This is a genomic window from Nostoc sp. (assembly GCF_036917455.1).
GTDB lineage: Bacteria > Cyanobacteriota > Cyanobacteriia > Cyanobacteriales > Nostocaceae > Nostoc.
Map to the genome: position 1 here is coordinate 1 of NZ_JBALDK010000064.1, position 12,008 is coordinate 12,008.

A 12,008-nucleotide genomic window follows, 5' to 3' on the forward strand; every position below is an offset into this window, starting at 1 on the left:
TACTCATTTTGGTGTTTTCCGCAAGCAAAAGCTGATTTGACTTACTCATTTTGGTGTTTTCCGCAAGCAAAAGCTGATTTGACTTACTCATTTTGGTGTTTTCCGCAAGCAAAAGCTGATTTGACTTACTCATTTTGATGTTTTCCGTAAACAAAAGCTCATTTGACTTACTCAAAAGTAGACACATCTCGGAGCAAACTAGGAATTTCCCCTTGAGAGAAAGGAAACTCCAGCAAGGTTTCTCTAAGACCTAAATACCCAGATTCAGCAAAAGACAAAAGCATTCGTGAAAGTGCTAGCCAAACTTCCGGTTCGTATTCCCAATCACGATAACGCGAAGCTTTACCAGCAATTGAACGTAACGCCCAGAAATAAGAGTTTCTCACCACCGAACCACCCTTCTTAAACTCTGGTAAATCTTCGTGATGGATAAAAAGTATTTGATTTTCAATTTTGGCTCTCATCGAAATTTCGGATTTTAGATTTTAGATTAAAAGTAAATTTTAAGTAGTGGGTTACGGGTTTAGCCTAACGCACCATATTGTATAACCGTGCGTTAGGCAATCTGATTATGTTTTTATAGCAATATTGTGATAAGGTGAGTTGGATTACAAGGGTCAAAGACTTTGCCCGAAATAAGGCGTATGGGTACTATTTATCCCAATAATGTAGAGATTTTGTTATTGCAAAATCTCTACATTTAACACCTAAAAATTGGCACTTAAACCCAAACGAAAAGTAAATCCAGGGCTGTAAATGCGATTAACTCGCTCATATTGCTCGCCGAGGAGATTTTCTAAGTAAACTGTCAATCCTAAATTGCTAGTTAAAGGTACACGTCCGCTCAAATCTAAATTCACGAAAGACGGTGCAAAATCTGTAGCCTTGTCACCAGGGTTAGCAAAGATGGATCTACGAGCGCCACTATTGTAGGTAACATACAAGTTAGCCTGCCATCCCGCATTATCATAACCTATACCACTTTGAAGCACAGAGTAGGGAATCAAACCTAACTGTAAACCTCTCTCTGCTCCGGTTTTTATTTGAGCATCTGTATAAGTATAGTTGACGAAAGTTGACCAGCTACCCGCAATTCTTAATTGCAACGCTGCTTCTAAACCATTGGTATCTACCAGTCCAATGTTTTCCCATCTTCCGGCGATGACTCCCAAGCGATCGCCTATACTACTACCAAAGTAAGTAAACTGTCCAATCAGATTCTCTGAAAAATTGACATCTACTCCCGCACTCCAAGTCGAGCCAGTTTCTGGTCTTAAATCAGGATTTGGTTCCCAACCATGAACTGTATCATAAACATACAACTGATCTAACCCAGGATTGCGTTGTGCCCCTGCCCAACTTGCACGCACTGCTACTATTGGTGTAACGGCATAACGTAACCCAAAACTAGGGTTGAGATAATTGCCAAACTGGCTGTCAAAGCTTTGCCTTAACCCTAAATCTATCAGAAAATCATCGCTAATATTCCAAGTATTGACAGCAAATAAAGCTGTATTGAACAAACTCCTATCTTCAGTTTCGTTTTTGGCAATACTACTAGGATTTGTACTCAAAACATCACCGATTAAATCGGTGTTTTTCAAATCTAATCCCCAGCGCAATTTATTATTGGAAGTAACTTTCCACTCATGATCTACTCTGGCTGTAAGTTGTTGGGTATCTAAAGTTCCTGTACGGTAAAATGCTCCTGTAGGGCCATAAGTACTGAAATAATCTTGGTTATAACCAATTGAGGTTGTCAGATTAGAGCTTTCGCCATTGCCTAGTCGAGTTTTCCAGGATAAGCCAACATTTAAACCATCGTGGTCTAATCTATCTCTTTGGAGAGGGAAGCCAAAATAAATTAAGCCGCGACGACTGCTGAGTTTAGTAACATCTAGACTCAAAGAATTTTTTTTATCTAAATCTAGTCCAATGCTACCAAAGTAGGTACTTGTAGCTGTATCTGCATTTGATAAAAATCCCTGACTATCACGATTTGCTGCACCTACAGGAACGCGATAACGGTTATCTGTAAAAAATCTTTCAAAGCTAAAGTTATATTTGACATTATTAGATGAACCACCGTAGGTTACTTGTTGATTATTTAAACTCAATGAGCCAAATTCTGCACTAGCACTCAATTTAGGTTTACCATAACCCTCCTTGGTGATAATATTCACAACTCCCCCAAAAGCTGAGGAACCATACAAAGCAGAAGCTGTACCGCTATATAATTCAACTCGCTCAATAGCTTCTACAGGAATACTATTTAAATCAGTTCCACCATGATAAGTGTTAACATTATTGTTAATGGGTCTGCCATTAATCAAAAATACAGATTGATTAATTGAGGCTCCCCGATAGTATGTACCTGTGTGAGTATCTGCACCATGACCGACATCATTGATGGCAAAACCAGGCATTCTTTTCAAAATATCAGCTAAACTTGTAGCGCCCTGCTTTTGAATTTCTTCTTTATCAATTACGTAAGTTGGTGTAGATTGAGGTAGGTTGTCTGGTTCTGCGATCGTTTCTATATAAATATCTGCATCATCGCTTGGAGTTTGCTCTGTTTCTGAATTAACTTCACTCGGTACAGATTGTTGAGTTAATAATTCGGCATTTATGACAGGTAGACTAATTTCACTCAAACTTGGAATATCTGAAATGACTTCGGTTGATTTATCAGTATTTATTTCCTTAATCTCACTCTCAGCAGCCAAGCCAGGAAACGCTATCAGCAAACTTGGTAAAGTCACTGTTAGCAATAAAAAATCCTTTTTCACGTTCTCTTTCACACCAACTAAAACAGTAACTACCTAGTATTGTTGCTGTAATAGTAAAATTGTGTCAAAAGACATGCCGTCATATTTCCCCACTTCAGATGAGACTGTTAGTCAATTCACTAACTATGGATTTAACTCCAAAGCAGCCACATTTAAATAAGCTAGGAGCCATGTAAAGAGCTATACAGGGGGGATATTTAACCCCTTGCTCCCTCCAGCTATTTGTTGCCGTGTGCTTAAATTTTTACTACTTAAGGAATAGATATTTTTCTTACTAATGATAGAGTAATAAATATGATATAACAAGTTAAGTTGAAATATTAGTACATTTAATAGAGTTATTAGAAACTACAAAATTCAACTAATTATTCAAAATAATCGAAGTTGATTAATTGCCAAAAAAGTAATTATTGAAAATTAACTTATGTATGTAGCAGTATGGCCAGGGAATGTATATCCTTTAGGTGCAACTTGGGATGGTAAAGGGACGAACTTCGCTTTATTTTCAGAAAATGCAACTGGGGTAGAGCTTTGTTTATTTGATAACGATGACGAAGAGATCCGCGTGCCTTTGACAGAAAAAAACAATTTTGTTTGGCATGGTTACTTACCAGGAGTCGGGCCAGGTCAAAAATATGGGTTTAGAGTGCATGGAATGTGGGCACCAGAAGCAGGTCATCGATTTAATGCAAATAAACTATTAATTGACCCCTACGCTAAAGCAATTGATGGTAAGTTTAGTAACCATCCATCTACCTTTGCCTATTCTCTAGATGCTGAGGAAAAAGACTTAGTTTTTTCTGAACTAGATGATGCCAAAATAATGCCTAAGTGTGTTGTCGTCGATCAATCTTTCGATTGGGAAGATGATAAACTACTTGGTACACCTTGGCATACAACTGTTATTTATGAAACTCATGTCAAAGGTTTTACAAAGCTACATCCAGTTATTCCAGAAGAGTTGCGTGGTACTTATGCAGGGTTGGCACACCCAGCTGCAATTCAACATTTACTGCAATTAGGAATTACAGCAGTTGAGTTGATGCCAGTGCATCACTTTCTATCCCATCCGGGACATTTAGAAGATAAAGGATTAAACAATTACTGGGGCTACGATTCCATCAACTATTTTGCCCCCTATTCTAGTTACAGTGCTAGTGGGACTGCGGGTCAACAAGTCACCGAATTCAAGCAAATGGTCAAGGCACTACATTTTGCCGGAATTGAAGTGATTTTAGATGTAGTCTACAACCACACAGGCGAAGGAAATCATTTCGGGCCAACGCTATCTTTGCGAGGTATTGATAATTCTGTATATTATCGCTTGGTAAAAGACGATCCTCGCTACTACATGGATTTTACAGGCTGTGGTAACTCTCTGAATGTGCGTCATGCTCAAGTTCTGAAGTTAATTATGGATAGCCTGCGCTATTGGGTAATAGAAATGCATGTAGATGGCTTCCGATTTGATTTAGCCTCGGCACTAGCACGAGAATTATATGAAGTAGATAATCTATCAGCTTTCTTTGACATTATTCATCAAGACCCAATCCTAGCAGATGTGAAGCTAATTGCTGAACCTTGGGACTTAGGAGAAGGAGGCTATCAAGTGGGGAACTTTCCACTGCGTTGGTCTGAGTGGAATGGGAGATATAGGGATACAGTAAGAGATTTTTGGCGTGGTGTAGATGATAGTTTAGGACAATTTGCTTACTGTTTTACGGGTAGCCCTGACCTGTATCAAACAAACGGGCGTAACCCAAATGCAAGTATTAATTTCATAACTGCTCATGATGGTTTCACGTTAAATGATTTAGTCAGTTACAACGAAAAGCGTAACCACGCAAACGGGGAAGATAATAGAGATGGTGAAAGCCATAATAGATCCTGGAATTGTGGTGCTGAAGGCGAAACTGATGATGCAGAAGTGATGCGTTTGCGCGAACGGCAACGACGAAACTTTTTAGCAACTCTAATGCTATCTCAAGGTGTACCAATGCTATTAGAGGGAGATGAAATTGGCTGTAGTCAAAAAGGTAATAATAATGTCTACTGCCAAGATAATGAGATTTCCTGGCGGCATTGGGATTTGCATAAAGCCAACTCGGATTTACTTGACTTCACACGCGAACTAATTAATTTTCGCCATCAGCATCCAGTATTTCGCCGACGTAAGTGGTTTCAAGGTCGCCCCATCCACGGTTTAGGGATTAATGATATTGCTTGGTTTAATGCTGATGGTAGTAAAATGACTGAGAAGCAATGGCTAATTAGTTATGCCAAAGTAATGGAGATTTTCTTGAATGGGCAGGGAATTCTTACTCCAGGGGATCGTGGTGAGCGAATTATTGATGAAAGTTTTCTAATATTTTTTAACGCTCACTATGAGTCACTTGAGTTTGCTTTATCCGATGACTTTAAAGACAATGTATGGGAGATAGTAATTGACACTAATGAACCTCGCTTTTTAGATAGAGGAAAATTAGTTTCAGGTTCTCAAAGTGTACCAGTCACAGATCGCTCTTTGATGGTGTTACGCCTGATCGGTTAGCAGTACAAGATATTAAATTTTTAGCTGCATCTTTATAGATGCAGCTAGTTTTATCAGTCCAACATTTTCCAGCTAAACCAATAAATTAAATAGGATCGCAGTTTAAAAAACGATTTTTACTTGTAACTCTAATTAGAAAACGTAGACCTTCATTTACTGCTTCAGAATTAGGAAACATTTCTGCAACATCAGGTTCTAAAAAAATTGTCAACTTTTCAAGATTATTGTGATTGTCTTCACTATTTATTACCTTAGAGTCTGTGAAATGATTCGATTGAGTTTTATTTTGTATTATGCTTGTTTGGGAAGATAGAGTATTTAATTTATTAACTAGTGATTCCCAACTATTAACTTTCAAGTTAAAGTGAGCTTTTGCATCGCGTAATGTCTTAAACTGTTGCTTTAGAATATCAATAGTATAAATATGTTTTTGAGTTACTTGGTTTTCTAGATTAAGGTCTGACTCAACCATATCAACTACTTCACTAATAAGTCGGTCATGATTTTCGGCAATCTGAGCAGCAGCCCCTAAAATCTTAGAAGTTGCTTTTATTTGTACATCAGTTTCTTGTTTAAGGCGATCGGCAATAGTACGAATTTGATCTCCCAACCTTGCTTTACCTTGTTCTTGCGTAGTTGGGAGTGATTTTTTACTCATGAGTATGTTTATTTATTCAGAAAGTATATCTTTAATAGCTAGCCAGATGCGTTTAAACTTTTGTACTAAACCCATAGGATTGTTAGTTGTTTCTTCTTCTACCGAATCAACTAGGGATTGAATCCGATCCATACGTTCTGCTACAAGGTAAAGACTATTTACTGCTTCATCCTTACTTTCCAAAGATTCACGTAGTAGCACAACCATCTGGGCGATTTCCCGTTTTAATCGTTCATTCTCAGCTTTACGGCGAGTTTCCCATCCCTTAATACTAGCTTTGGAACGTCGCTCATGCTTGAGTTCTGCTTTAGCCTCATTGTATAAAGTCAAATACATTTCTCGTTCAGAGTTTACTGACTGATATTTGGTAAGTAATTCAGTCGCTATCGCTTTTTCTTCGTTGTAGAGACAAAGCGTTTGTTGATGACTTTGCTGTTCATCAACAAAGAACTGGTAATTTTGAGTGACTCGCTCTTTTAACTCATTAGCTTCGAGTTGGCAAGTTTGAATCTCTCGGTGATGAACATGAACTAGCTGTGATATTTTCGCTTTTTCTTCGTTGTAGAGGTAGAGTGTCTTTTGATGATTTTCTTGATCATCAATATAGAAGCGATAATTTTGAGTGACACGCTCTTTTAGGTCATTAGCCTCAATTTGGTAAGTTTGAATCTTTTGCTGAACATGAACTAGTTGAAATGCAGCTTCCTCATTTTCTTTTGCACGTTGTTGCCATTCATCGCGTTGAGATGCAGCTTCTTCATTTTCTTTTACAAGTTTTTGTACCTCCTCAAGATTGGCGCGAACAGTCATCAATGAAAGTTTAAGATCGTGATAAGAAGCTGGTTCTTTTTGCCCTGAGCGAGGATTATTAACAGCATTATCATAATTAGAATCTCTGCGATCGCCTCTCCTCATTGCCATAATTTAAGCTCCTATGTGAGTATTTGTTATATTTGAGTACAGATATTTAGTTTAGCCAAGATAAATTCATTTAAGTGCGATCTCGGTTCTACTGCTAAGTATATGGCTGGAAAAATTTAGAACTATGTCATTGCGTTCGCCTTTGGCGTTCCCGTAGGGTACGGAGCAAAGCGAAATGAAGCAATAGCAAGGGCTCTGATAATTTTACATTTCGTTACATAGTTAGATTTGAAAGTGAATCAACTTACTCACCAGATGTATTGATATTAAATCTCCCTAATTTGGTAGATGAACCTCTGTGGAAAAAGAATCGACTGTAAGCCAAGCGGAATCAATACCCTTAGTAGTTGAGGTAGTGAGTAGCAATTGGCGTGATGATTATTTCAAAAAAGCTGCTGATTATGAGGCTGTAGGCATTCCAGAATACTGGATTGTAGATTATGCTGCTTTAGGCGGTAGGCGATTTATTGGCAACCCTAAACAAGCAACTGTCTCTCTCTACACTTTAATTGCGGGAGAATACCAAGTCACCCAGTTTCAAGGTAGCGATGCCTGCGGCGGTAAACAACGCATTATCTCACCTACTTTGCCCGAATTGAATTTAACCGCAGAACAAGTTTTTCAAGCTGGTGGATACCCTGTATAGCTTTTACAGTCTTATAAAAAAGCGATTTCAGTTACAGAAGAAATTTTTTGTCGCAAATTCTTCAGCAAATCGAGAGTTTTTTCGTAGGCGACTCTCTTTCCTTGATTGTCAAAGTACTCAGATGCTTTTTGTAAATCAGACATTGCATCTAAATGATATCCTAAGTGATACCGAGCTACTCCCCGATTAATGTAAGCCTGGGCATTACTTGGGTTGAGTTTGATGACTTGAGAAAAATCACGCACTGCACCAAAGTCATCTTTATTTCGTCCGCAAGCGCAACCCCGGTTAAAATAAGCTCGATAATCGTTAGCGTTGAGACGAATTGCTAGATTAAAGTCGAGCATAGCTGCTTGGGTATCTTGCAAGATAAAATGCGCCAAACCTCGGTCATTGTAGATATCTGCAAGCAGTAAGCTAGTGATTTGGGGAATTTGAGTTAGGGCTAAATTAAAGTCAAGAATTGCCTCCGAGTCTTTACCATCCCCAGCACGGGCTAATGCTCGGTTGTAGTAAGCTCGAAAATCGTAGGGTTTAAGTGCGATCGCTCGATTATGATCGACAATGGCAGCAGGATAATCTCCTTGTCTGTAGTGTGCTACTCCCCGGTTCAGATAAGCCTCAGAGTCATCAGGTGCAAAATTTATGGCTTGGGTACAATCTGCGATCGCTTGATGGTAATCTTGTAATTGGAGATAAGCAAGACAGCGATCGCTATAAGCAAAAGCCAAATCTTTCTCAAGTTCAATTGCCTGATTAAAATTCTCTATTGCTTCCTGGTAATTACTTCGCCGCATCTTCTCTACACCCAACTGCAAGAAATCACTCGCTGTAATTTGGGTAATTAAAACGAGTGCTGAATGTGCGGATAAAGTCAAAAAAGTGAGAGAAAAAGCAATAATTACACTGATAAATAATCGCCAGAAATTATCCATAGTACCAACTTAGGATAGATAGTATTATTTGATGTTCTTGGAACAGTCTTTTTATCAAGACTCTTAATCCAAAATTGGTATAGCACAAGCCTTGGTGGTTAGGACATCAACAAATGATGAAACTTAGACACAAAAGGACTTTTCACCCAGTCCCCAGTCCCCAGTCCCTTGCTATATAAGCATCCTAATTTGAAAATTTCGGCAACCCTAAAATTCGCGGGACAAAAGCCCCGCAAATTGTTAATTTTTGAAGTTAGATGTTAGTCTACTTCCAGTCCTTATCTGCTTGTGAAAGCACATAAGCGGCTACATTTTCAATTTGGTCAGCTTTCAAACGTTTGCCGAAGGCAGGCATGGCATTTTTGCCTTTTGTAACCTGGGCAATAATTGCCTCTGCTGAGTACATATCATACTTTTCCAAAGCGTCTTTCTTCAGACTTTTGGCAGCTTGAACCAGATTCTTACCTCCAGCGTGACAAGAAGCACAATTAGCACTAAATACTTTAGCTCCACCAACAGCATCCCCTGCCAAAGCTGGACTGCTGAAGGCAAAGGTGAAGATTGCTATGCCTAACAGCATGACTGTAATCAATTTTTTCATTTCGTGTTCTCTCTGCAATAACGGCTTATTGAGTGCAATATCCTCCATAATTGTCAGTTGAGCTGCTCCTATAGTCAAACGACAAGCTGTCAAACTTCACTTCAAAATTTTTGAATTTTTTGGTTTTTAGATACAGAGTCATATCTAGCGACAAACTGCTTTTCATTTACACTGATAATGGAATACAAATTTATATAAATATTTAATATTGTCTAACCAAAAAATGATAGGCATTTAAGGATGAAATATTAAAAATATTCATCTTTTATACTTCATCCTTTGTTTTTTACTTAACAGTTCCTAACTGAATAAGTGCATCTTCTGTAACACGACAAATTCGCCAATCATCTAATATAGATGCTCCCATACTACGGTAGAATTCTTTAGCTGGTTCATTCCAATCCAACACACTCCACTCTAAACGCCCACAATTACGTTCTACAGCTATCTGAGCTACTTTACTAATGAGAGCCTTACCAATACCTTGCCTGCGATATTCTGGTAAAACAAATAAGTCTTCCAGATAAATTCCTGGCTTGGTCAAAAATGTTGAATAATTATGAAAGAATAGGGCAAAACCCACAGCTTGATCGTCAGATTCTGCTAATATCGCTTCTATATATTTGTGTGAACCAAATAAATGCTCCTTCAGTGCCAAAGCATCACCAGTGACAGCATGAGATAATTTCTCATACTCAGCAAGCCCTTGAATTAATTTAAACAGTGCGCTGCAATCAGTTGGTTCAGCAAGACGCACAATCAAATTGCTACACGAAACCATTAGTCTATAGTCCATAGTTTACAGTCTATAGTTTATAGGCAACTGTGCAATTTTTTGAGTCATTAAGCTGAAAAAAGGTAGATAATGCCCGTTTTTCTAGATGTTGATAGGTGAAGCTCAAGGAATATACAGATACAATCTCTCTAAATTAGTTAGGAATGTGGATTTAATAAAAAGCAAATTTCGCACTTTATTTGATCCATATTCGTTAGTGAAATTAGTTAGGTTAAGTATTGCATCTCTATCTTCATGAATGTAACTAAACTAACCAACCTTTTAAGCGTTTGGCTATATGGGGACGGCGCAATTTCCGCATGGCTTTGCTTTGAATTTGACGCACTCGCTCCCGAGAAAGATTGAACATATTGCCAACTTCTTCTAAGGTACAGGGTTCGCTGGTTGTCAAACCATAGCGCAGAGAAATTACATCTTTCTCTCGTGGAGTTAACACGTCACCCAATACTTCCCAAATCTCCTGACGCATCATGTTTTCATTCATTTTTGCTTCTGGAGACAGATTATCTTCATCTTCTAGCAAATCCATCAATTCCGTGTCTTCTTCTTTACCAACGCGGTGGTTAAGAGACAGTGCTTGACGGCGTAATTGTTGTAGCTGGCGTAGTTGTTGGACGCTAATTTCCAAAGATTCTGCCATTTCCCCTTCGGTAGGATTACGACAGAGTTTTTGTTTGAGTTCTCGTTGAGCTTTTTTCAGCTTGTTAAGCTTTTCAACAATATGAATAGGTAGCCGAATTGTCCGCGCATCGTTAGCTATAGCCCTAGTAATCGCTTGTCTAATCCACCAATAGGCGTAAGTAGAAAACTTGTATCCTTTGTCTGGATCGAACTTTTCTGTAGCGCGATTTAAACCCATTGCTCCTTCCTGAATTAAATCCAGAAAAGGCACTCCCCGATTTAGATATCGCTTGGCAATAGAAACTACTAATCTCAAGTTAGAGCGAATCATTTTGCGTTTCGCTACCCTACCTTGATACAAGCGACTTTCGAGTTGCTTTTCCGTCATTTCTAGCTCGGAAGCTACTTCTAGTTTGCTCGGTTCGTGTCCCAGTTTTAAGTTTAAAGCAGCTTGTAATTCCCTAATTTCCTCTAGAAATCTAACCCGCCGCGCTAACTCCACCTCTTCATCAGCTTTTAGAAGCGGATAACGCGCCATCTCTTTAAAAAACGCGCCGACAGCATCATCATGCTCGGTTTTATTGTATCCCGAAGGACGGGCCGCGGCCATATCATCTCCGTCGCGTTCATCTGATTCCAGATTTTCTACTACAATTGGAGTCTCTTCATCTGCTACTGCATCTAAACTATCGAGTGATGGTTCTTCAATATCAGCAACATTCTCCAGTATTTCCATTTTTCCCAATTCAACAATATTCATAGTTTCCTTCAGGGATTGTTGTTTTGTTTGGTACATAATTTAGTTTCAGCTACTCCTTTGAGGCTTGGTAGTTTTCCCTAATGGACGAATGCACCTGTTTATATGGCAAATAGAAGCTTCTGCTAATTTCTATTCAGGAATAAAAATATGTATCTACCTACAACCTACGGGTTACAGTTAGATACAACCTATAAAGAAACTAACCTTAGCACCTAACAAAACTTTCTTCTCAGGCTTCCAACAGATTATATTCTTCATTTTTTTCCTAATTATCAAATATGTCAAACCCCCTCAAACTTTCTCAACTTAAACAAACATAAATTTTTCAGCTAACTATCCAAATTTCTTAAACTTTCATATATTTTTATAAATAAATACTTTTATGTTTATGTATTGGAAGTCACTAGATAAACTCAAAATTTGATGATGTGATTATGAATTACCAATTTCAAGTAACCCAGATGATACAAATTACAATAATGGCAGCCTAATTTGGGACTATCTTACTTGTATAAAAGCATCTCATATACAGAAAGGGTTGAATATCTATCGATAGGCGGAAAAAGGCTACTCCCTATTTAGTAGATAGAGCAACTGTTGCAGCAAGTGCCGACATGCTTTTATTTGTATAGTGGGTACCAAATATTTATTGCATTTATAGTTGATACGAATTTGTCTAGTAGATTACATAAGAGGAAACTTATCAAGTATTATGAATGATAACAGTATT

The 12,008-nt window shown here is 38.3% G+C and carries 9 protein-coding genes and 1 pseudogene; 2 read left to right on the forward strand and 8 right to left on the reverse strand.

Annotated features, from left to right (window positions below; translation table 11 throughout):
• Window positions 1-167: 167 nt before the first annotated feature.
• Together V7K42_RS07450 and V7K42_RS07455 are read right to left on the reverse strand one after the other, a co-directional pair.
• Window positions 168-464 carry a hypothetical protein gene (locus tag V7K42_RS07450; protein WP_094329126.1) on the reverse strand — a complete coding sequence of 99 codons (297 nt, stop codon included), beginning with the start codon at window positions 462-464 and terminating at the stop codon, window positions 168-170.
• Window positions 465-707: 243 nt separating this feature from the next.
• A complete protein-coding gene (locus V7K42_RS07455) occupies window positions 708-2,789 on the reverse strand; it encodes a TonB-dependent receptor plug domain-containing protein (protein WP_334914924.1) in 2,082 nt (693 codons plus the stop codon).
• 424 nt (window positions 2,790-3,213) lie between these two features.
• Here V7K42_RS07455 and glgX point away from each other — a divergent pair, with 424 nt between their 5' ends.
• Window positions 3,214-5,340 (forward strand): glycogen debranching protein GlgX, encoded by a 2,127-nt coding sequence (gene glgX, locus V7K42_RS07460; RefSeq protein ID WP_334914926.1) that lies wholly within the window; start codon window positions 3,214-3,216, stop codon window positions 5,338-5,340.
• Between the two features lie 85 nt (window positions 5,341-5,425).
• Here the strand turns inward: glgX and V7K42_RS07465 are convergent, their stop codons facing one another.
• Entirely contained in the window at window positions 5,426-5,998 is a 573-nt protein-coding gene (locus V7K42_RS07465; RefSeq protein ID WP_334914928.1) for a hypothetical protein, read from the reverse strand.
• Window positions 5,999-6,010: 12 nt separating this feature from the next.
• Entirely contained in the window at window positions 6,011-6,919 is a 909-nt protein-coding gene (locus V7K42_RS07470; RefSeq protein ID WP_334914930.1) for a hypothetical protein, read from the reverse strand.
• A gap of 230 nt (window positions 6,920-7,149) precedes the next feature.
• Between V7K42_RS07470 and V7K42_RS07475 the strand changes: the two are divergent.
• Window positions 7,150-7,565: pseudogene (locus V7K42_RS07475) on the forward strand (Uma2 family endonuclease); the annotation flags it as partial.
• 11 nt (window positions 7,566-7,576) lie between these two features.
• On the opposite strand, the gene V7K42_RS07480 reads toward V7K42_RS07475, so the two are convergent.
• The 4 genes from V7K42_RS07480 to V7K42_RS07495 all read right to left on the reverse strand — a co-directional run bounded on the left by V7K42_RS07480 (window position 7,577) and on the right by V7K42_RS07495 (window position 11,314).
• Window positions 7,577-8,500, reverse strand: coding sequence for a tetratricopeptide repeat protein (locus V7K42_RS07480; RefSeq protein ID WP_334914932.1), 924 nt, complete (start codon window positions 8,498-8,500; stop codon window positions 7,577-7,579).
• 265 nt (window positions 8,501-8,765) lie between these two features.
• Window positions 8,766-9,101 (reverse strand): cytochrome c6 PetJ, encoded by a 336-nt coding sequence (gene petJ / locus V7K42_RS07485; RefSeq protein WP_334914934.1) that lies wholly within the window; start codon window positions 9,099-9,101, stop codon window positions 8,766-8,768.
• Window positions 9,102-9,387: 286 nt separating this feature from the next.
• Window positions 9,388-9,882, reverse strand: coding sequence for a GNAT family N-acetyltransferase (locus V7K42_RS07490; RefSeq protein WP_334914936.1), 495 nt, complete (start codon window positions 9,880-9,882; stop codon window positions 9,388-9,390).
• Window positions 9,883-10,141: 259 nt separating this feature from the next.
• Window positions 10,142-11,314: an RpoD/SigA family RNA polymerase sigma factor gene (locus tag V7K42_RS07495; RefSeq protein WP_334914938.1), complete on the reverse strand. Its 1,173-nt coding sequence runs from the start codon at window positions 11,312-11,314 to the stop codon at window positions 10,142-10,144.
• Window positions 11,315-12,008 lie beyond the last annotated feature (694 nt).